16 protein-coding genes and 1 pseudogene are annotated in these 21525 nt (G+C 56.8%); 14 read left to right on the top strand and 3 right to left on the bottom strand.

What is annotated here, in order from left to right:
* Positions 1–447, top strand: a pseudogene (locus tag ABIZ35_RS15320) (hypothetical protein); the annotation flags it as partial.
* Positions 448–558: 111 nt separating this feature from the next.
* Positions 559–2271: an ABC transporter ATP-binding protein gene (locus tag ABIZ35_RS15315; protein WP_348220792.1), complete on the top strand. Its 1713-nt coding sequence runs from the start codon at positions 559–561 to the stop codon at positions 2269–2271.
* On the opposite strand, the gene ABIZ35_RS15310 is transcribed toward ABIZ35_RS15315, so the two are convergent.
* Together ABIZ35_RS15310 and ABIZ35_RS15305 are read right to left on the bottom strand one after the other, a co-directional pair.
* Positions 2268–3203, bottom strand: a complete 936-nt coding sequence (locus ABIZ35_RS15310; RefSeq protein WP_348220791.1) for a nucleotidyl transferase AbiEii/AbiGii toxin family protein — start codon at positions 3201–3203, stop codon at positions 2268–2270. The two genes, ABIZ35_RS15315 and ABIZ35_RS15310, sit on opposite strands and share 4 nt — an antisense overlap.
* Positions 3200–3955, bottom strand: coding sequence for a type IV toxin-antitoxin system AbiEi family antitoxin domain-containing protein (locus ABIZ35_RS15305; protein WP_348220790.1), 756 nt, complete (start codon positions 3953–3955; stop codon positions 3200–3202). Before ABIZ35_RS15305 ends, ABIZ35_RS15310 begins: the two co-directional genes overlap by 4 nt.
* Positions 3956–4152: 197 nt before the next feature.
* Between ABIZ35_RS15305 and ABIZ35_RS15300 the strand changes: the two genes are divergently transcribed.
* Positions 4153–5127, top strand: coding sequence for an alpha/beta hydrolase (locus ABIZ35_RS15300; protein ID WP_348220789.1), 975 nt, complete (start codon positions 4153–4155; stop codon positions 5125–5127).
* Between the two features lie 15 nt (positions 5128–5142).
* On the opposite strand, the gene ABIZ35_RS15295 is transcribed toward ABIZ35_RS15300, so the two are convergent.
* Positions 5143–5811: a CAAX prenyl protease-related protein gene (locus ABIZ35_RS15295; protein WP_348220788.1), complete on the bottom strand. Its 669-nt coding sequence runs from the start codon at positions 5809–5811 to the stop codon at positions 5143–5145.
* 301 nt (positions 5812–6112) lie between these two features.
* Here ABIZ35_RS15295 and ABIZ35_RS15290 point away from each other — a divergent pair, with 301 nt between their 5' ends.
* The 11 genes from ABIZ35_RS15290 to ABIZ35_RS15240 all read left to right on the top strand — a co-directional run bounded on the left by ABIZ35_RS15290 (position 6113) and on the right by ABIZ35_RS15240 (position 21435).
* Positions 6113–6946: a DUF1559 domain-containing protein gene (locus ABIZ35_RS15290; protein ID WP_348220787.1), complete on the top strand. Its 834-nt coding sequence runs from the start codon at positions 6113–6115 to the stop codon at positions 6944–6946.
* 223 nt (positions 6947–7169) lie between these two features.
* Entirely contained in the window at positions 7170–9371 is a 2202-nt protein-coding gene (locus tag ABIZ35_RS15285) for a PA14 domain-containing protein (RefSeq protein ID WP_348220786.1), read from the top strand.
* Between the two features lie 156 nt (positions 9372–9527).
* Positions 9528–11159 (top strand): sigma-70 family RNA polymerase sigma factor, encoded by a 1632-nt coding sequence (locus tag ABIZ35_RS15280; RefSeq protein WP_348220785.1) that lies wholly within the window; start codon positions 9528–9530, stop codon positions 11157–11159.
* 188 nt (positions 11160–11347) lie between these two features.
* Positions 11348–12997, top strand: a complete 1650-nt coding sequence (locus ABIZ35_RS15275; RefSeq protein ID WP_348220784.1) for a sigma-70 family RNA polymerase sigma factor — start codon at positions 11348–11350, stop codon at positions 12995–12997.
* 189 nt (positions 12998–13186) lie between these two features.
* Positions 13187–14902 (top strand): sigma-70 family RNA polymerase sigma factor, encoded by a 1716-nt coding sequence (locus ABIZ35_RS15270; protein ID WP_348220783.1) that lies wholly within the window; start codon positions 13187–13189, stop codon positions 14900–14902.
* A gap of 109 nt (positions 14903–15011) precedes the next feature.
* Positions 15012–16148, top strand: coding sequence for a radical SAM family heme chaperone HemW (hemW, locus tag ABIZ35_RS15265; protein WP_348220782.1), 1137 nt, complete (start codon positions 15012–15014; stop codon positions 16146–16148).
* Between the two features lie 283 nt (positions 16149–16431).
* Positions 16432–17073, top strand: coding sequence for a bifunctional precorrin-2 dehydrogenase/sirohydrochlorin ferrochelatase (locus ABIZ35_RS15260; protein ID WP_348220781.1), 642 nt, complete (start codon positions 16432–16434; stop codon positions 17071–17073).
* A complete protein-coding gene (gene hemA / locus ABIZ35_RS15255) occupies positions 17049–18386 on the top strand; it encodes a glutamyl-tRNA reductase (protein ID WP_348220780.1) in 1338 nt (445 codons plus the stop codon). Before ABIZ35_RS15260 ends, hemA begins: the two co-directional genes overlap by 25 nt.
* Positions 18379–19218 (top strand): cytochrome c biogenesis protein CcsA, encoded by an 840-nt coding sequence (gene ccsA / locus ABIZ35_RS15250; RefSeq protein ID WP_348220779.1) that lies wholly within the window; start codon positions 18379–18381, stop codon positions 19216–19218. Before hemA ends, ccsA begins: the two co-directional genes overlap by 8 nt.
* A 203-nt stretch (positions 19219–19421) precedes the next feature.
* Positions 19422–20321, top strand: coding sequence for a signal recognition particle-docking protein FtsY (gene ftsY, locus ABIZ35_RS15245; protein ID WP_348220778.1), 900 nt, complete (start codon positions 19422–19424; stop codon positions 20319–20321).
* Positions 20322–20382: 61 nt separating this feature from the next.
* On the top strand, positions 20383–21435 hold the full coding sequence (locus tag ABIZ35_RS15240) for a WD40 repeat domain-containing protein (protein ID WP_348220777.1): 1053 nt from the start codon (positions 20383–20385) through the stop codon (positions 21433–21435).
* The last annotated feature ends 90 nt before the right edge of the window (positions 21436–21525 follow it).

Raw genomic sequence — 21525 nt, 5'->3', positions numbered from 1 at the left:
TTCCTCACATCCGCGCTGCCCGCCGGCGCCAAAGCCGTCGCGGCAGGATGCAGCTGGGGAATCGTCCCTCCCCGAGAACCCGGTAAGACGGCGTTTTTCCTGGAGTATTACGCAAAGGCCGTCACCGACCTCACCGACGCCTCGGAGACCGTAAACCTTCCCCTGGAACTGTTCGCCCGCCGCGACGGCGCAGCGATCGTCCTTACGGTGAAAGAAAACAATCAGCCAGCGGCGAAATCCGACATCGTCGTCCAGATCCCAAGCTCCAATGACGATGTCAAATTGACGACCGACGACAAGGGCGAAGCGCGGTTCACGCCGGCGAAATCCGGCTCGTACAATGTCCGCGCCTTAGTCGAACATCAGCGCTCCGGCGCGCACAACGGGAAGCCGTATAGCCTCGTCAAAGAGTACACCACGATCGTCCTGCCGATCACCACCCTGTAATCCGATGAAGCTTGCAAGGTTCGTTCTGGACAGAAAAGCGGTACAATAACAAGCGATATCGTTAGACAAATTCCCTTGTCATCACCCCGTGGATTAGATCGGCGACGTTCCATGCTCAAGCGCTTCTTCTCGTACTACCGGCCCTACAAAGGCCTTTTTCTGCTCGATTTCTCCTGCGCGGTCATCTCCGGCATCTTTGAGCTGGCGTTTCCGATGGCGACCCGCACCTTCATCAATGAGCTCCTGCCCAAGCACGATTGGGCCTTGATTCTGGGGGCCTCCATCGGCCTGCTGGCGATCTATCTCGTGAACACGGGCTTGCAGTATATCGTCAACTACTGGGGCCACGTGCTTGGGATCTCGATCGAGACGGAGATGCGCCGCAAGGTCTTCGATCATCTGCAAAAGCTGTCGTTTCGGTTCTATGACAACCAGAAGACCGGCCATCTGATCGGCCGCGTGACCAAGGATCTGGAAGATATCGGCGAGGTGGCGCACCACGGACCCGAAGACGCCTTTATTGCGGTGATGACGTTTATCGGCTCATTCCTGCTGATGCTGACGATGAACGTCAAGCTGGCGCTGATCACCGGCCTCGTGGTCCCGCCGATGCTCTGGCTTTCCACGCGTTACGGGCGGGCGATGACGCTCAACATGCGCTCGCTCTTCCAGCAGGTCGGGAATTTCAATGCGCGCATTGAGGAAAACATCGGCGGGATTCGCGTGGTGCAGGCGTTCGTGAACGAAGACCACGAGCGCGCCCTCTTCGCCAAGGACAACGACAGCTACCGGGACACCAAGCTGAACGCCTATCGCCTAATGTCCAAAAGCATGTCGCTCAGCTACATGACCATGCGGATCGTACAGATCTTCGTCATGATCGCGGGCGCGTACTTCTTCCTGCACGACAAGATGACCATCGGCGACTTCGTCGGCTTCCTGCTGATGACCAACGTTTTCTTCCGCCCCGTCGAAAAGATCAGCGCGGTGCTGGAGACCTATCCCAAGGGCATCGCCGGCTTCAAGCGTTACACAGAATTGATGGATACGGCGCCTGATATTACCGACGCGCCGGACGCCGTGGAAGTCGGCCATCTGCGCGGCGCCATCCAATTTGAGGACGCGACCTTCGGATACGACGAGCACAAAAAGGTCTTAAAGAACATCGATCTCGCAATCCTTCCCGGCGAGATGGTCGCCTTCGTCGGCCCAAGCGGCGCCGGCAAGACCACGCTCTGCTCGCTGCTCCCGCGCTTCTACGATCTCGATTCCGGCCGCATCACCGTGGACGGGATCGACATCCGTCAGATGACGCTTGCCTCGCTGCGGCGCAACATCGGCATCGTCCAACAGGATGTTTTCTTATTCGCCGGGACGATCCGCGAGAACATCGCTTACGGCCGCCTCGGCGCCTCCGATGAGGAGATCATGGACGCCGCCCGCCGCGCCCGCCTGGACGAAATGATCGCCGGTCTCCCCGAAGGTCTGGACACCGTCACCGGCGAACGCGGCGTCAAGCTCTCCGGCGGCCAGAAGCAGCGTATGGCCATCGCGCGCATGTTCCTGAAGAACCCGCCCATTCTCATCCTCGACGAAGCCACATCCGCCCTCGACACCGAAACCGAACGCGCGATCCAGGCCTCCCTCGCCGAACTCGCCATCGGCCGCACCACTCTCGTGATTGCGCACCGCCTCGCCACCATCCGCAACGCCGACCGCATCGTCGTCGTCGACGAAACCGGCGTCGCCGAACAAGGCCGCCACGACGAACTCGTCGCCGCAGCGGGGATTTATCGACGTTTGCACGAGGCGCAGTATGGTTAAGACGCTCCAGGTTCAAATGTGACTGCGCTCAGACTCGCTTTGAGAGCCTCCAACTGTCCCCGATGTTTCGAACCATTAGTCTCTTTAAGTTTACGAATGTTCTGCAGCTTCCACTGCACGGCGGGAAATCTTTGGAAGTCAGCAAAGCTGTATTGATCCCACTCAGGGGAGCCGTTTTTGAAACTGATCAGAAATTCTCGATCAGTTTCCGTTAATCGATTGTGGATCACCGCAATCAGAGTGTTTCGTGTTTCTTCGAACTGAGCATAGCCAAACGGTTCTTCCGTCATTCCGGCAAAATGATGCTCCATGGTCGCCTGCTGATCGAGGAGAGCGGGCCGAAGCATCTCATGGATCGGGCGTTCTCCACTCAAAAGACACAGCAGAAAGCCTCGTTTGATTTCATCATCGAAGCCTGAATTTTGGAGCATGTATTTGATGTCGAACAGGTCACGAGGGTGCTGACGGCTCAGCGCGGCGCAAATCTTGCCTCCGTAAACCTGCCCGAGAGGCATGATCCGCATTTCCGCAAAGCGATCGAAAGTACTCTGTGTTTTCTCACTCAGGACACGCATCTTCGGGGCGCCTAAGGCCCCGCGCATAGTAGTATTTACCTCGATCTTCACCTGTATTCCCTGGCGACTACATAGAAGCTTAAAACGATCCGTATCTATCGTGATGCGAATGCTGGGAGACTTAGCCGTGATCCTGGTTTGTATTGATCGGAGAGCGACGATAATATTTGCGAGAGTGGCGCCTCTGTCTTCAATAAGCAGATAGGTCAGATCCAGATCCACGGAAAGACGCGGCATGTCGCGCACGAAGAGATTGATTGCCGTGCCGCCGTGCAGCGCGAAACATTCCTCGTCCGCTACCGCCGGCAGGATATCCAGAAGTAAAAGTACCTGACTTCGATATTTAGGGGTGCTCATAATTTTACCAATTCCCGAGGAACGGTAATCTGGTATTTTGGGACGTAAACGCCGCCTGGGACAAGGCTGCGTTTTCCATGACCAATTTCGATTTGAGAGCGATCGAGATGTCGAACCCAGGCGTGCCCGGCTTGTTCCGCCATGAACAAAAAAAGACGCTTCACCTTGATTGATCGGCATTGCTCCAGCAGTTGCTGAACTATGATGGGACGGAGCGCGTCCAGCCCTTCCATAATCTGATACGCTTCCATGAGATCAAATGTGTCTGGAGCGAGGTACAGACATTCCATTATCGCCCGCGCGGCGCTGGAGGCTCGCACAGTAAACAGCTTGCTTTCCACGTCCACCAAGCCGACATGCGGCGGCAGGAAGTCCGTATGGCGTAACTGTAATTTGGCGCCCCAATCGTAATTCTTGAACCAGGTCGGCAGATTGACATTGCGCGGCGAAAATAATTGAATTGCTTGAGGGTTGAGCTCCAGATAATGCGCCTGGCCTAGGAGTCCCAGCGCCGTTCGTCCGCCCACATGGATATTCAGATGCGCCTGCTTCTGGATCGCGTAGAGGCCGCCAAGCCAGTCCACGGCGTCGCCGGGTCGCCGGAAAGCGCCATGTCCGATACTTGCAATCCAATCCGTCGACTGATAGGACTGCTGAAGCTGGCGAGAGACTTCCATCTCCTCAAGCCATGACGACAGAGCCACAGTCCCTGAAGGCCATGATCTGAGGATTTTGTTTATTTTTGTCTCCATATGTAAATTCATTATTTACATTATACAGCAAATATAAACTATATCCATTGATTGGTAGGGCGCCTAGAATTTGTCGTTTGCACAGGGCGCAATATGGCTAAGATGCTTGCATGAAATGTCTTCCATCGCGCCAATCCCATTTGTCCGCCGTGTCCTCGTTTTGCAGACACGGCAGGGCGCTCACGATTGCTATTGCCTTGATAGCGTCAGTCACCGCAGCCCATCCGCAAAACACTCCCACAATCACCACGGAGACGCTGGGTATTGCGCTGGAAGGTTATCCATACCCATACCCCGTTAAGTCCTTATCCTTCGAGATTGAAGGTCAGCCGGTCCGCATGGCTTATATGGATGTCGCGCCTGCGGGCGCCGCGAACGGCCAAACAGTTCTGCTGCTGCATGGGAAGAACTTTTATGGAAACTCGTGGGCGCGGGTGATCGGGGTGCTGACGCAGGCGGGGTACCGGGTGGTGGTCCCGGATCAGATCGGCTTTGGGAAGTCATCTAAGCCGGATATCGACTATAGTTTCGATATGCTCGCGGCGAATACGGCGAAGCTGCTGGAGACGCTGGGCGTCTCGCAGGCCGTGGTGATTGGGCATTCGACGGGGGGAATGCTTGCTGTGCGCTTTGCGCGGACGTATCCGGACCGGGTGACGCGGTTGGTGCTGGAAGATCCGATCGGGCTGGAGGATTATCGCCGGACGGTCCCGCCGCAGACGACAGAGACTTTGTACAAAGCGGAGATGGAGCAGACGCCGGAAAAGATCAGCGCCTTTTATGCGCGCTATTTCGCCCATCCCAGGCCCGAGCTCTACCAGCCCTACGCCGATATCGCGTCCTGTGTGTTACAAAGCGGAGAATATCCCCGCTGGGCAAAGGCTTCAGCATTGACCTATCAGATGATCTATCGCCAGCCCGTCCGCAGCGAGTACAACTTACTCAAGCCCAGCGTGCTGCTGATTGTGGGGGAGCAAGACCGGACGGCCGTGATGCGAAACTACGCCGACCCAGAGACGCAAAAGACGATGGGGAATATTCCAAAGCTGGCCGAGGCCGCCGGGAAGGACATCCCGCACTGTAAGGTCGTGATCGTTCCCGACTGCGGACACGTTCCGCATATGGAGCAGCCGGAACGCTTTGACCGCGAGCTGCTGGACTTTCTCAAGTAGGAGGCGACGAAGCGCCTACCAGTATTTCCACGCATTGAAGTGGACTACGTAAATTCCCAGCAGCAGATTGCAGACGGCGTGCGCCAAAACGCAGGCGCGTAAATCTTTCGTCTTCCACATCAAGCCGCACATCGCCGCCGAAAAGATCGCGGCGACCAGCCACTCTGGATGGGAAAAGGCGAAGAGAAGGATGTTCACCGCCAGCGCCGTGGCGTTGAACACACCCGGCGGCACACGCCGGAAGTTGTCCATATCCGTAACGAAACGCAGCAAGAAACCTCGATAAAAGAGCTCTTCGATCAGCGGCACCACGGCCACCAATCCCAGAAAGCGAATGGCGAGAAACGCCGAGCGCCCATTGACATCCCCGATCTTTGTGAAGGGATTGTATTCCTCACGCTTCCCTAAAAAATCAAAGTGATGCGTCAGTGGATCGACCGTCACCCAAACTCCCGTCATCACCGCCCCCACCACAATCGCCAGCAAGGCGTTCTTCACGCTCAGCTTATCCGTCGGCGGATCCGCCGGCCGAAAGATCAGCAGCGTCGCCGCGACCACGGCGATTTTAAACGCATAAAATGCGGGGTAATGCGCGGAGAAGAACGATTCCAAACTGGTGAGCAGAATGAAAAGGGCGAAGGGGACTACATAGTGCAGCCACGATTGGTTGGATGGACGAGACATGGGGCTAGTATAAATGCCGAAGGGGGAGGGTGTCAAGTATAAACATCGCCGTCGGCCATTCTCGCTCTCTTAGCAAACCCCAATTCCCATCATCAGCAAAGCGCGCCAAAAGAATTTTGCGCTCGGGCGAAAAAAGTGTCCGTATTTTCGTCCGAGCGTACATATATCAATATAGGGATCGACGAAGACGAAAAATTTCCCTAGCGAGAGTTGGCAATATGGAACAAAAGAGAAGAAATTGCGGTATATACGAATTAGTTCGTACGAATTAAAACGTAATTGAGTGAGAAAGAAAATTAGGATGAAACAAGTTAAGAAGTCTGGATTTACTCTGATTGAGCTGCTCGTCGTCATAGCCATTATCGCGATTCTCGCGGCAATACTCTTTCCCGTATTCGCCAAGGCGCGTGAGAAGGCCCGGCAGATCGCCTGTTTGAGTAACGAGAAGCAGATCGGCCTGGCGATTATGCAGTACGCCCAGGACAATGAAGAATTGATGCCTGGCTTCAACTCTCTCTATCCTGCCGAACTGCCGTCGACCGATCCTAATTACGATAACCAGTTCCCAGGGTGGGCGGGGAAAGTCTATCCCTATATCAAGAGCAAGGCCGTGTTTAAGTGCCCGGATGACCCCACGACGGCCATCGCTCCCAAAAGCCCAGTTTCTTACGGGTTCAACAAGGACGCGATCAAACAGCCCTTGGCTCGCATGACGGCGCCGGCGTCCACGATACTTCTGTTTGAAATTCAGAATAACTTCGGCGCCGATCCCTCGGATATCAACGACAGCAACTCCGGGGCAGGCCTGGCAATCGGCGCTCCGCTTTCCAATCAGCCATCGGGAACGGCGACGGAAGCGAAGTATGCGACCGGCATGTTTCCCAATCGCAACTATGTGAGCACGCCGACGCCCGTCCATAACAGCGACGGCGCCAACTTCATTGCCGCCGACGGGCATGTGAAGTATCTCAAACCGGGGCGCATCTCCAGCGGCCACAGTCCCAGCTCTCCGGATATTGCACAGGACGATTCCAACGCCGCCAACTGCCCCTCGACACCCTGCGCCAGTGGAACCGGCGTTCTGAACAACGGCGGCGGCAGCGGATCGGCGACACTGACCTTCAGCCTGATTTAGGCGCGGTCGGCCTTGAAACCAGTTCCCACTGCCGGCACGCAGAGAAGGAACTGGTTTTTCCGCAGTCAGACATCTGGCGACGACGCCAAAATCCTTGAACTTCGATAAGGGCGCTATTTATGTACGCAGGAATAGATCATTTTTCACACGGCGCGTGAGAGTGCGCCATCTCACCCAGATGACAAGAAATTCACTCCGAAATATCACTTTTAGAAAACTTACTATGGATCGACATCTCTTCGTCAGGGTTCTCTGGCTCCTTGCCGGCGTGATTGTTACGCCGGCTTTCCATACAGCGGCGCACGCCTCGCCGGCGACGATATGGACACAGCGTAATGACAACGCCCGCAGCGGACAAAACAACAATGAGACGGAGCTGAATGTCGGCAACGTCAATAAGAATACGTTCGGGAAGCTCTTTAGCTATCCGGTGGACGATCAGGTCTACACGCAGCCGCTTTACATACCCGCGCTGACAATGAGCGCAGACAATAAGCCGCACAACGTCGTTTTCGTCGGGACTGTCAACAATACGCTCTATGCGTTCGACGCCGACGATCCCAAGGCGAACGGGGGGAAGCCGCTTTGGAGCCGGAACCTTACGCCCGCCGGCGCGCGCCCTCCGACGGCAAGCGACATCGCCTGGGATTATCGGGACTTCGCGAAGAACATGGGGATCGTCGGTACGCCCGTGATCGATACCGATTCGCGAACGCTGTATGTCGTCTCACGTCACGTCGCCGGCGACAACTTTGCGCAGCAGCTGCATGCCGTCGATATCCGTACAGGTCAGGAACGGCCAAATAGCCCCGTAGTCATCACTGCCGCTTATACTGCGGCGGGAGTCACAACGAAATTTGACAGCCTCTATCAGAACCAGCGCGCCGCGCTGACGCTCGTGAACGGCGTTGTGTATATTGCCTGGGCGTCCCATGGCGATATCGGCGATTACCATGGCTGGATTATGGGATACCGAGCTTCGGATCTGAAACAAACCACGGTCTGGAACACCACTCCGTCCGGTTCGATGTCTTCGATCTGGCAGGCAGGGGAGGGACTGACGACGGACGACGCCGGCAATATCTACTGCATGACGGGCAACGGCGCATTTGATGGGAAAGACAATTTCGGGGAGTGCGTCCTCAAGCTGTCCGCCAATCCGGCCACCGGCGCGCTGTCGGTGCTGGACTACTTCGCTCCCGCCAACTGGGAAATGCTGAACGCCACGGACAACGACTTAGGCTCATCGGGAGTCATGGTGATCCCTGGAACAAAGCTGCTCCTTGGCGGCGGTAAGGGGGGCGCGCTCTATCTCATCGATTCCGACAACATGGGCAAGGAGAACGACGCCAACAACATCGTTCAGGAGTTTCAGGGGACAGCGCCCGTCGGAGGGCAGTCGGGTCATATTCATGGATCGCCCATCTACTGGAAGGACGCTTCCGGCCAATTCGTTTACGTCTGGGGTGAGAACGACTATCTGCGCCAGTACAAATTCACGAATGGCGCGGACGCCAACCACGGATCGTTCAATACGTCCGCAACCTCGCACAGCCCATTCCGGGCGCCGGTCTTTTACCGGGGCATGCCCGGCGGATTTCTCTCGGTGACGTCCAATAACGCCGCGCCGGGAACGGGAATTCTTTGGGCCTCGACGCCATTCAATGACAATGCAAACCAGAAGGTCGTCGAAGGATCCCTCTCGGCGTTCGATGCGCGAGATGTCTCGCACGTCCTCTGGACCAGCAAAGATTTCCCGTCGCGGGACGACATCGGCCTCTTCGCCAAGTTCGTCTGCCCGACGGTCACTAACGGCAAGATGTACATGCCCAGCTGGGGCGTCCACGGCGGCCCCTGTCAGCTCTGCGTCTACGGACTAATCCCCGCTCCGACAGCCGGAACCGGCCTCGCGGTTCAGTACTTCAACGATCCAGCGAACGGCAAGTATCCTCTTACCAAACCGTTCGCAGGCTCGCCGATCTTAACGCGCATCGATCCCGTGATCGACTTCGACTGGGGCAGAACCTCCCCCGATCCCATCGTCCGCACGAACCATTTCTCCGCCCGCTGGACCGGACAAATCGAGCCGCGTTACTCTGAAAACTATACGCTCCATCTGCAATCCTCCAATGGCCGCCGTTTGTGGGTCAATGGGCGTCTCCTCATCGACAAGTGGATCGATAACCGGGACACCGACTACACCGGTCAGATCGCGCTGGAAGCCGGGAAGAAGTACGACATTCGCCTTGAGTATTTCGCGAATGTCGGAATGGCGGACGCCAAGCTCAGCTGGCAAAGCGCCAGCCAGGCGCTGGAATCCGTTCCACAGTCGCAGCTCTATCCTGTTCCCTACACGCCGCCCAAGCGCGCCGTTCTCCCGAAGACGCAACACGCCGTTCCGAAACGTCCCTCATTGGTCAAATAGACACTCCACGCTAGTCTTAGCGGATTGGCAGCCGCCCCGATCTTCGGCGCGGCTTTTTTGCTTGTGCGGCGCCAAGATTGAAAATCAAAATCGAAAAATAAATGTGTCCGGTTTTTCACGCCGATATACATACTGTCATGTGGGGAGAGAAACAGCGTGAACGACCAGCGTCTACTGCGGAATTTTGTCGAACAAGGATCTCAGCAAGCCTTCGCAGAGCTGAGCCAGAGGCATATGGGATTGGTGTTTTCCACCTGTTATCGGGAGCTGGAAGACAATGATCTGGCGCAGGACGCCACCCAGGCTGTCTTTCTGCTGATGGCGCAAAAGGCGAAGTCGCTCTGCCGCCACCCACACATCCCTGGATGGCTGTTTCACACCTCACGCTTCGTCGCCAAGAACGTTCGTAAGACCGAACTGCTCCGCAGAAGACACGAGGAGGCCATGATCGAACAGATAACCAAAAGCGATTACCCCAACGAACCAGAATGGAACGCAATCGATCCACTCCTCAACAACGCGCTGGCGGCGCTGAAGACGCTGGATCGCGACGCCATCCTGCTCCGATACTTCGAAGGCCGAACCTTAGCCGATGTCGGCGCGATCCTCGGTGTCTCCGAGGATGGAGCACGCAAGCGAATCGAACGGGCGCTGGAAAAGATGCGTACCCACTTCAAGCGGCATGACATCGCTGTTACCATCTCAGCCCTATCCCTGCTGCTCGCCGCGCACGCCGCCAAGGCCGTTCCCGCTGGCTGCGTCGCCGCCGTCAAATCGTTCAGCGCCTCCACGGTCGCGGGAGGCGTTGCGTTCACACACGCTAGCCCCCATATTGCACATATCGCCCAAGGAGCAATAAAATCCATGAAAATCGCCAGTTTCAAAACCGCCGCCTCCATCGGAGTCGCCAGTCTCGCCATTGGCGGGACCGTGCAGCATATCGCCGTCGCGCAATACAACGCGCATAAGCCGGCGCAAGTTCTTGTCGCCGCGCAAACGCCCGCCACTGAGAAACCCACCGACCCGACCGCAGGGATCGATCCGCAAGTCCTCACGATCCTCAATAAAGTACAGCACAAATACGCTTCGGCGAAGACGCTGACCGCAGATACTCTCACCACCATCTCAAGAAACAATAATGTGCAAGGCGCTATTCCGGGGGTTCTCCGGCTGATGCGACCCAACTTTGCGGAGAATGAGGAAACATCTGCAGACCTCAATCCAACTTCTCGCGTCGGTTCGGATGGCGTAAAATGCTGGGATCAGGTGATCTATGATCAGTATTACTATAACCAATCCCCAGAGAAAAAATCGGCCCTAGATGGGAGCAATATTTTTGATCGGATCGATCCAATCAATCCCAAAAGCAATTCGACAGATCCCAAAAGCGCATTCTTTAACGTGTACTCGTGGCTAAAACGGAGCACAGAACCGATCGGCGGCCTAAAAGTAATCACCGATACAGGCAAGGAAGATGTTGACGACGTCACTTATGATGTCCTGTCTTGGACGGATACACGCCAACAAAGAGAGGGATATGTATTCGAATCAAAATTATATATTGGAGATGACAATCTTATTCACCAATACAGCAATACGGAGATTGATCGAGGGCAAAACGGCGCACAAGCGCGAATGACTTTTACCACCAGCCAAAGATTTGACAATATCCAGCTGAATACGCCGTTAAAACCGGCGTCGTTTGCCTACATTCCGCCTGCGGTCCCGCTTCGTGTTCCGCCTGCTTCCAGCACATCCGGCCAAGTGCAAAACGCCGGCGAGGGCTAACGCCATTTCCCCGTCAATCGCCGCGCCGATCTTTGGCGCGGCGTGAGCGGCTCGCCTCAACAGCGCTTCTCCCGAAACGCCTCCCCTTCCTCTCATCATTCACTCTCTAGACTATTGAAAATAAATTTTCGCCAAAGGGTGGTTATTTTCGGCTCGCCTGCACATATCAATATGTAGGGAGAGAAAATTTGAACGATCAGCGGCTGCTTCAGGATTTTGTCGAACAGAAATCTCAAAACGCTTTCTCGGAATTGAGCAAGCGGCATATGGGAATGGTGTACTCCACCTGTCAGCGGGAACTGGGAGACAGCGAACTGGCGCACGACGCCACGCAGGCTGTCTTTCTCTTACTCGCCCAGAAGGCAAAGGCGCTGCGCCGTCACACCCATCTGCCGGCCTGGCTGTTCAACGCTGCGCGGCTCATCTCCAAAAACATTCGCCGTTCGGAACAGCGACGTCAGCGACTGGAACAGGTCGTAATGGAGGAAACATTGACAAGCGCTCCTCAACATGAAGCTGGCTGGGAAGCGATTGATCCATTCGTCAATGATGCTCTGGCGATATTAAAAGACCACGAGCGAGACACAATCCTGCTCCGCTATTTCGAGGAAAGAACGCTGGCCGATACCAGCGAGATCCTTGGAATTTCTCAGGAGGCAGCGCGGAAGCGGATCATACGCTCACTGGAAAAGATGCGTACCCACTTCCGGCGCTGCGATGTCGCCGTCTCGATTTCAGCGCTCTCCCTGCTCTTAGCCGCACATGCCGCTAAAGCTGTTCCCGCTGGCTGCGAGGCCGCCGTCCAAACACTCAGCGCTTCCACCGTTGCCGAAAGCGCCGCACTCTCCCACGCCAACCCACATATCGCACAAATCACCCAAGGAACATTGAAATCCATGAAAATTGCTAGCCTCAAGAGCGCTGCCTCGATTGGGATCGTCTGTCTCGCCGCTGGCGGAGTCGCACAGCATCTCGCCGCCGTCGCCCACCCACAGCCGATTGCCGCCGCCCGCAAAATACCCCTCGCGCCCCAGCAGTCCTTCGATACTTCTGGAATAGATCCCAACGTGCTGACGCTTCTTAATAAGGTCCGGCAAACCTATACTCACGCACGCGGATTGACTGAGGACTGCGAGTACCATTTTTCTAACGGAGATAAATATATTGACCTCAGCGGGAAAAGATTTTATGATATCAGGCACTTAAGACTGATGAGCCCCAATCTCGCTGACTACGTTAATCTCGCTGACGAAGTTGACTCAAAGATGACATATGACCAGGACAAAATTGATCGCACAGTGTCGGATGGCTCGGCAATATGGTATTACACGAAGTTTAATGTGATAGAATATACACATAGCGATGGTTTTGACGCAAAACCAATTGGTGTTCCCGGCTACTCAAGGACGCCGTTTACCCATTCTTCAAACCTCGTTCCTCATAGGTATTTTGCAAGTATAGGTGGGGTGTTTACACCCGGTACGAATTTTTATTTCAATGTCTATCAGGAACTGCGAGAGACCGTTCTCAATCACGACCTTCGAAACATAAAATACTCTGGTAAACAAGTGGTGGACGGCGTGACTTATGATGTATTATCCTTTCCTGGAAGTTTCGAAGGAGTAAACATCAGAATCTATATCGGAGCCGATAATTTTCTACATATATATAAATACTCTACCGATACACAGGTCAAAACATTTGTTTATAAAAATATAAAAGTCGATCAAACAATGACGCAGAAATCGTTCAAATATGCGCCCCCGCCCGGCACACGGCTCATCAAACCCTGGACGCCAGGTCAAGAGAGTCAGCCATCTGGTTTCGCTGTGGGCTAAAGCAGATGGCGCCTGCCGCCAATACTCTCTCACGGAATATATCTCAGACCGCCGCGCCGATCTTCGGCACGGCGGCAAGTAAAAGCCTCCTCACATTCCCACCACCAAAAATAATAATCTCCGAATGCTTCGTCAAAAAGTGCGTTTTTTCGTCGCGCCTGCACATATATAGCTGTAGGGAGAGAAATTTTGAACGATCAACGTCTATTGCGGGACTTCACCGAACGAGAATCTCAGGCGGCATTCTCGGAACTGAGCAAGAGGCATATGGGGCTGGTGTACTCCACCTGTCGCCGAGAACTTGGAGACAGCGACTTGGCGCAGGACGCCACGCAAGCTGTCTTTCTCTTACTCGCCCAAAAGGCAAAGGCGCTGCGCCGCCACCCCCATCTGCCGGCGTGGCTATTCAACGCCGCTCGGCTCGTCTCAAAGAATATTCGTAGGACGGAACAGCGCCGTCAGCGACAGGAGCAAGCCTTGATGGAGCAGACATTGAGAGGCGCTTCTCAAATCGAACCCGAATGGGATGCGATCGATCCGTTCGTCAACGACGCCCTGGCGGCGCTCAAAGATCGAGACCGCAATGCGATCCTTCTTCGCTTTTTCGAGGAACGAACCCTTGCCGAAACAGGCGCGATCCTTGGAATTTCCGAGGCAGGCGTACGAAAGCGAGTGGATCGATCGCTGGAAAAGATTCGACTCCACTTGCAGCGGCGCGAGATTGCCGTCTCCGTCTCGGCTCTTTCCCTGCTGCTCGCCGCGCACGCCGCCAAGGCCATTCCCGATAGATGCACCACCGCCATCCAAGCGCTCAGCGCCTCCGTGGCTGCCGACGGCGCTGCGCTCGCCAACGTCAGCCCTCATATCGCCCAAATTACCCAAGGAGCTATTCGATCCATGAAAATCGCCAGTTTCAAAACTGCCGCAGTCATCGGAGCCGCCAGCCTCACTCTCGGCGGAGGCGCCCTGCATATCGCCGCGCGAGCCTATCCGAACGCTTCTAAGCGCCCTGCAGCCAAGGCAGCCATAACTCCGGCCCCTAACTCAGCTGCTGTGGATCCGCAAGTACTGAGGCTGCTTAATGAAGTTCAGCAGACGTACGCGCAGGCGGAAGGCCTGACGGAAGAGAGCAGACATTACACGGCGACTTTTGCTCCCAGTGCGCAGAACATCATAATGAACGAATCCAAGCTCCGGTATCGCGATCTCAAGTTATGGTCCGTCGGCAGCATTCGCCTGATGCGCCCTGGACTGGTCGATACTGTTATGAACATGAGTATTCCCGGGCAGAGTATTATTCAGCATACGGTTACGGACGAACCTTATCTGCGCCGCGCTGTTTTCGTCACGCCGGAAAATGGTTCGACAACCGTATCAAGTTCTGAGGACCCATTAGAAGTGAGCCGCCATCGCATCTATTCGGACCTGGATTCTGAGCAGGTAGGCTGTTTTTTCAATGTGCATAACTGGGCGAAAGCGGTCACTCATGGCAAACTGCAAAATATGAAGTACACCGGCCTACAAAATGTCGAGGGCCTCACCTGTGACGTCCTGACATCATCAGAAGTTACCAGAGCCTCCTCTTCAGAAACCACCCAAGATCTCAACACGATTATGATTGGGATTGACGACCATATGATTCATGCGTACGTACACGCTCGTATCTCAAGATTTGACGATAAGACGCATCCCAGCTCTGTTAAGATTGATACGATAAGCTACCGCTATATTAGGATCGACCAAATGATGGATCCTAAGTCGTTTCAGTTTACGCCTTCTGCTGGAGTTAACGATCTCAACGCTCCAGAGCTGCCGCAAAATATAAGCGCCACTGCTACGATTCGGTTCCCCGATGTGAAAGATCTGACTTCTCTCGTTTTGTCTCAAAATGCTGGAGAGGATTAATGACGAGGACCAATGGACAAGCACTATTCCTGAAATTCATTCGTTCTTAGTGTTCAACTTTTCGCCAAATCTATGCACCACGTACGCAGATGGGGTACAATAATGCTTCATGACACCCACTATCGGCTGCTACGTTCACATCCCCTTTTGCGTGCGTAAGTGCGCCTACTGCGACTTTAACTCCTATTCGGGTTACACGGACGGCACGATCCGGCGCTATGTCGATGCGCTGACTCTTGAGATCGAGCGCGCCCCAGTTCAGCCACAGGCGGTGGACACGATCTTCTTCGGTGGCGGGACGCCAACGGCCATCCCAGCGACCGACGAAGCGGCCCTGCTGCGCGCAGTCCTGGACCGTCTGCCGGTGGCGCCCGACGCCGAGATTACGACGGAGGCAAATCCAGGGACAATGGATGTTCAGCATCTGGAAGTTCTCCGAGAGGCAGGGTTCAATCGCATCTCCTTCGGCGTGCAGTCGTTCGATAGTAATTTGCTGAAGACATTAGACCGAATCCACAGCGCGGACGAGGCAAAGAACGCCGTGAAGGCCGCCCGGGCGGCGGGGTTCGACAACGTCTCGATTGATTTGATGTTTGCGCTGCCCCGGCAGACCAAGACGCAGTGGCGGGATACTTTAGACCAGGCGATGGCGCTGGAGACGGAACATATCTCGCTTTATTCGCTGATTGTGGAAGAGGGGACTGGGTTCTATACGCTGCGCCAAAAAGGACGCCTGCCGCTGCCGGACGAAGACACGGCGGCGGAGATGTTCCAGATGGCGATCGACGCCGCGCACGCGGGCGGATACGAGCAGTACGAAATCTCCAACTTCGCCAAGCCCGGACGCGCCTGCAGCCACAATATCCACTACTGGCGCAACGATCCCTACTATGGGTTCGGCTGCGGCGCCGTGGGCTATTTGGACGGCAAGCGCCTCATGAACATAAAATCGCCGGCGAAATACTGCGAGACGATCGAAGAACAAGGCGATCTGACATACACGTGCGAAGAGCTGACGGCGGAAGAGACGATGGCGGAGACAATGATGCTCGGCCTGCGCCTGACCGGCGAAGGCGTGGACTGCCGTCGCTACGCTGAGAAGTTCGGCGTGGACCCGCGCGTGAAGTTTCGAGAAGATATCGCGAAATTTACGAAGGACGGATTGCTGGAAACCGTCGGCGACTCGCTGCGCCTGACGCCCCATGGGGTCTTTCTCGCCAACGAGGTCATGATGGCGTTCGTGTGAGCCAAAGAATCGCGGGTATGAAACCCACGTCTGGGAGTCGCTTCGCGACTACCCGTCCGTGCCGGACGGACAACTTATGGACAATCGACCACCGGCATTTGCGTCCGGCACGGACGCTTAGCGCGTAGCGCTCCCAGACGTGGGTTTCATACCCGCGATTCCTAACGGGCGTGGGTTTCATAACTTCGGCTGCGCAAACGCTCACGTTGACTTTCCACCCTGCGAGAGCCATAATTAAGATGTTGTGTCAGATGGGACCCGGCTTCGGCCGGGTTAATTTGTGATGAAGTTCTATCCCATCCAGGTGGATCTGAGCGGCAAGCGCTGCGTGGTGGTTGGCGGCGGCGCCGTCGCCGAGCGCAAAGTCGCCGCACTGCGCGAGTATGGCGTCATGGTTTGCGTGGTTGCGCCCGAGGTCACGGAAGAGCTGCGCGCTCTGGCGGAGACCAGCTCTGTCACATGGATGGAGAGCGTTTACCAGCCTGAACATCTCGATGGCGCGTTTCTTGTGATCGCCGCAACGGACAATCGCGAAGTCAATGCGGCGGTAGTGCGGGATGCGCAGGAACGGAATACTCTCGTCTGCGCCGCGGATCGGTTCGCGGATGGAAATTTCGTCTCGCCTTCGACAGTCGTTCGCGGCGATTTGATGCTGACCGTCTCGACGTCGGGACAGAGCCCGACGCTGGCCGCCGTGCTGCGCGAGCGGCTGATGGATGAATTTGGCGAGGAGTGGGCGGGGTACGCCCAGCTGTTCGGCGCGCTGCGCCAAGATTTGAAGGCGCATGGCGCGACGGAGCCCATGCGCAAGAGCATGACGCGGCGAGTGCTGGACGATCCTGAGATCCGAGCGCTCGTGTGCGACGGCAAGTTATTAGAAGCGGAGGCCCAGGCAAGACAATGCCTCTCGTCCTGGTCGGAATAAATCACGAAAGCGCGCCCGTCGAAGTGCGCGAAAAACTGGCGATTGGAGAGCATGCGCTGCCGCGCACGCTCCTCGCCCTCTCGGGTCTGGGCCCTGTCCTCGAAGGCGCCATCCTTTCCACTTGTAACCGCACGGAGATCTACGCCGTTCTGGACCCGGAGTCGGGCGCGACGGAAGAAATTCTCGCGGAGTTTCTAGCCGGTCAGCACGGTCTTTCCCGACATCAATTCGATGGCCGCCTCTACTTCTATCGCGACGGCGCCGCCGCCAATCACCTCTTTTCCGTCGCCGCCGGCGTCGATTCCATGATCCTGGGCGAACCGGATATCCAGCGGCAGGTCAAGCAGGCGATGGAGGCGGCGCAGGGCGCGAAGACACTGGGAACGCTGCTCAATCGCTTGTTTCAGGACGCCCTGGTGGCCGGCAAGCGAGCGCGGACCGAGACGGAGATCGCGCGCGGCGCATTTTCCATCGGCGCGGCCGCCGTGGAGCGCGCGGCGCAGATCTTCGGCGATAGTTTAGAAGGCAACACGGTCCTGGTGCTTGGCGCCGGGAAAATGAGCGAAGTCACCGCGCGGCACTTGCAGGCGAAGGGCGCGCCGACCGTGCTGGTGGCCAATCGCACCTATGAGCGCGCGGAGCATCTGGCGGCGCAGTTCGGCGGACACGCACGGCGCTTTGACGAGCTGGAAAGCGCTCTGCTTTCTGCTGATATCGTTGTCTGCTCTACCTCGGCTCCGCATCCGGTCGTCACGCGTACGCTGATCAAGAACGCCATGCGCGCCCGGCATAACCGTCCTCTCTTTTTGATCGATATCGCCGTGCCGCGCGACGTGGAAGCCTCGGTCGGCGATCTGGACAACGTCTACCTGTACAATATCGACGACTTGATGCAGATCGTCGCCGGCGCACGGCAAACTCGTTCGGGAGAAGTCGCACAGGCGCGGGACATCATCGACGCGATGGCGACGGAGTACGGCCGCTGGCGGCAATCGCTGGAAGTCGCGCCGACAATCGTCGCAGTGCGCGACAAGCTGGCGGCGGTACGCGCCGCCGAGCTGGCCCGCCTGCGCACTCGTCTGCCGGGCCTCTCCGACAAGGAATGGCGCTCCGTGGAGGCGGCGATGGAGTCGCTGACGAATAAAATCGCCCACCCGGCGATCGTCGCAATCAAATCGAGCGCCACCGAGACGGGCGATTCGGCGGCGCTGGAGACGATCCGCCAGGTCTTTGGACTGGAACGGGAAGACGACGACCAACTGCCGGCGACTGCGGTCCCGGCGGCGAACACGCGGAGGGCGCCCGATGCCTAACGGGACGGAAGGTTTTCTGCTCGTCGCGGCGGCGGTGGCGTACCTGATCGCCAGCGTTGGGTACGGAGCGAACTTGCTGCTGCGCCGGTTGAATCTGGCCCGCACGGGGCAGTACGCGGCCATACTCGCCGTCGTCTGCCACACGTTCGCCATCGGCGTCCACTGCGCCGTCACACGCCAAACGCCCTTTACGACGCCTGCCGAAACACTATCCGCCTCCGCCTGGACGGTTGCCCTCGTCTACTTGATTTTAGAGTTTTTGATCAAGCCGAAGCCCTACGCCCTAGGCGCGCTTGCCTTGCCCGCATCCTTCCTGTGCCTCTTCGCCGGCGCGGTGCTGCATCAAACCCAGCGGTCGAATGCGCCGATCACGGTCGCGCCGGAACTTGATTCGCGTCTCATCAGCCTGCATGTCATCGCCATTCTCTTCGCCTTCAGCCTGCTGATGCTCGCCTTCGGCTGCGCTCTGCTCTACTTAGTGCAGCACCGGATGCTGAAGCGCAAGCGAAGCGGCGGTTTGTTCGGGAAGCTCCCGCCGCTGACAACACTGGAAACGCAGGCGTTCAGCATGGTCGCTTTCGCATTTCCTTTGCTGACCGTCGGTCTCGTCTCCGGCGTCATCCGCGCCGCCGCCGGTGGCCTCAGCGGCGCCTGGGCCGCCGATCCGAAGATCCTGGCCTCCACGGTCACCTGGCTCGTCTACGGCGTTTACCTCGGCCTGCACAGCATCGCGCATTGGCGCGGCCCCCGCGCGAACTACATTCTCATCGGCGGCCTACTCGCCGCCCTCGCCACCTATTTCATGCCCACCACCGCGCATCGATTTGGGTAGGATAGAACGGCTCCTCGGAATTCCCCGGTTATGAAACCCGGGTCTGGGAGCGCAAGGCGCTAAGCGTCCGTGCCGGACGCAAATGCCGATAATCGACCACAAGATATTTTGTCCGTCCGGCACGGACGGTTAGATGCGAAGCATCTCCCAGACCCGGGTTTCATAACCGGGGTTCAGGGAGGGCCTCTCTTAGGAACCCACTTATGTTCAAACGCGGACTCTTCAAAACCCTTTTCCAAAAAGTCGACCAGCTTGTGACCGGCCGGGGCCGGATTGATGAAGAGCTTTTTGAGGATCTGGAGGAAGCGCTGATCGGGTCAGACCTGAACATCCATACCACCATGCGCGTCATGGAGGATCTGCGCGGCGCCGTTCGAGATGAACGCTTGAAAGACGGACAGGATGTCAAAGATCGTTTGAAGACGTTCCTGACACAGGCGCTGGTGTCCGGAGAAGGCGCATCGCCGCTGGCGATCTCCCCGCAGGCGCCGACGGTTTATCTGGTGGTCGGCGTCAATGGCGTCGGCAAGACGACCACGATCGCGAAACTGGCTTATAAACTCAAGCGCGAGGGTCATCACGTCATTGTCGCGGCGGCGGACACCTTCCGGGCGGCGGCGGTCGATCAGCTGGCGCTCTGGGGCGAGCGGATCGGAGTCGATGTCGTGAAGGGGCGCGAGGGCGCGGACCCGAGCGCAGTGGTCTTCGACGCCATGCAGGCGGCGGTCAGCCGCAAAGCAGACTTCCTGATCATCGATACGGCGGGGCGGCTTCACAACAAGGTCAACTTGATGGAGGAACTGAAAAAAATCAACCGAATTGTCATGCGTGATCGAAACAATCGCCCCGCCGATGAGACCCTTCTGGTGCTTGACGCCACCACTGGCCAGAACGCAGTCAATCAGGCAAAAGAGTTCAAGGCGGCGGTCAATATCACAGGTCTGGTGTTGGCCAAGCTGGATGGAACCGCGCGCGGCGGGATCGTCATCACTATCAAAGATGAACTTGGCGTGCCGATTAAGCTCGTGGGAGTCGGCGAAAAGCCCGAGGATTTGGAAGTTTTTGACCCGGCGGCCTTTGTCGATGCTCTCTTTGAAGAATAAGCTTTAGAAATAGTTGATCGTAAATAACACAAAAATACGTTTAAAGTGATAAAATATCCGTATGAAATCACGCATTGCCGCGAGTTTCGCGCTCACCTGTGAATCCCGGTCCTTATGGGCCGCCGCAATCTTACTGCTGTTTGCTGGAAGCGCGATGGCCGTGAGCCAGCCCGACATGATTGCGACCATCAAACCAGTCCATGTCTTCAGCGGTCATACCGACGATGTCTCAGCGGTCGCGTTCTCTCCTGACGGTGGGCGTTTCGCTTCCGGCTCGAAAGACACGTCAATCAAGCTCTGGGATATCTCTTCAGGCGAAGAGCTGGAAACCTACCACGGACATACGAGCACGATTACCTGTCTCGCCTATACGGGCAAGGATAACCTCCTGCTGTCGGGCAGCCTGGACAGTACGATTCGTATCTGGGATCTGGACAGTGATGACCCGCCACGGATTTTGTTCGGTCCCGGCGAGCCCGTCACGGATCTCGCCATTTCCAACGATGGAACGCATGTCCTGGCGGCGTCGCATGGCTTTCAGGACTGGAGCATCAGCGAGGGCGTGATCAAGCAGTCGTACCTGGCAAACGGCAATGACTTGCTGAGCATCTGTTATACTCCCGACAACAAACAGGCGCTGAGCGGAGACGCCGACGGCGCCGCACGCGTCTGGACCCTCGGGTCCGACAAGGATTCCATGCGTTTCAGCGGCCACAAAGACGGCGTCCGCCGTGTGCGCGTCGCGGCCGGAGGCAAGATCGCCGCGACATGCTGCTGGGGCGACAGCAGTATCCGCCTTTGGAATATGACGACAGGCCGGGAAATCCAGAAGCTGACCGGGGACGCCGACGCCGTCACGAGCCTCGCCTTCTCCCCCGACGGCAAGACTTTGCTGACGGCGGGCGGCAAGCTGGGCTCGGATTTGAAAACCCTGGACCCGAATGCGCCGGACAGCGTCGCGACGATCGACGTCTGGAATGTCGCAACCGGAAAGATTACCGCGCGTCTGGTCGGCCATAAGGGCTATGTCTGCGCGGTCGCCTTCTCAAGCGATGGCAAGCGCGTTCTCTCCGGCGGCTCGGACAAAACCGCCTTGTTGTGGAAAATGCCGTAGCCATTGCGATCTGTTTCTTGGAGCGGGTGAGAACCCGCTCCGTCTTTGATGAAATTACCCCTTGACATTCCCGAGAATTTTGACGTATAA

The sequence above is a fragment of the Capsulimonas sp. genome (assembly GCF_039929585.1).
Lineage (GTDB): Bacteria > Armatimonadota > Armatimonadia > Armatimonadales > Capsulimonadaceae > Capsulimonas.
Note: the sequence above shows the minus strand (reverse complement) of the source record. Positions and strands in the feature narration are given on the sequence as shown.

Bases quoted from the DNA above. Each gene is read 5' to 3' on its own strand.
- ABIZ35_RS15315 (WP_348220792.1), top strand. From the start codon at position 559: ATGCTCAAGCGCTTCTTCTCGTACTACCGGCCCTACAAAGGCCTTTTT.
- ABIZ35_RS15310 (WP_348220791.1), bottom strand. From the start codon at position 3,203: ATGAGCACCCCTAAATATCGAAGTCAGGTACTTTTACTTCTGGATATC.
- ABIZ35_RS15305 (WP_348220790.1), bottom strand. From the start codon at position 3,955: ATGGAGACAAAAATAAACAAAATCCTCAGATCATGGCCTTCAGGGACT.
- ABIZ35_RS15295 (WP_348220788.1), bottom strand. From the start codon at position 5,811: ATGTCTCGTCCATCCAACCAATCGTGGCTGCACTATGTAGTCCCCTTC.
- ABIZ35_RS15290 (WP_348220787.1), top strand. From the start codon at position 6,113: ATGAAACAAGTTAAGAAGTCTGGATTTACTCTGATTGAGCTGCTCGTC.
- ABIZ35_RS15285 (WP_348220786.1), top strand. From the start codon at position 7,170: ATGGATCGACATCTCTTCGTCAGGGTTCTCTGGCTCCTTGCCGGCGTG.
- hemW (WP_348220782.1), top strand. From the start codon at position 15,012: ATGACACCCACTATCGGCTGCTACGTTCACATCCCCTTTTGCGTGCGT.
- ABIZ35_RS15260 (WP_348220781.1), top strand. From the start codon at position 16,432: ATGAAGTTCTATCCCATCCAGGTGGATCTGAGCGGCAAGCGCTGCGTG.
- hemA (WP_348220780.1), top strand. From the start codon at position 17,049: ATGCCTCTCGTCCTGGTCGGAATAAATCACGAAAGCGCGCCCGTCGAA.
- ccsA (WP_348220779.1), top strand. From the start codon at position 18,379: ATGCCTAACGGGACGGAAGGTTTTCTGCTCGTCGCGGCGGCGGTGGCG.
- ftsY (WP_348220778.1), top strand. From the start codon at position 19,422: ATGTTCAAACGCGGACTCTTCAAAACCCTTTTCCAAAAAGTCGACCAG.
- ABIZ35_RS15240 (WP_348220777.1), top strand. From the start codon at position 20,383: ATGAAATCACGCATTGCCGCGAGTTTCGCGCTCACCTGTGAATCCCGG.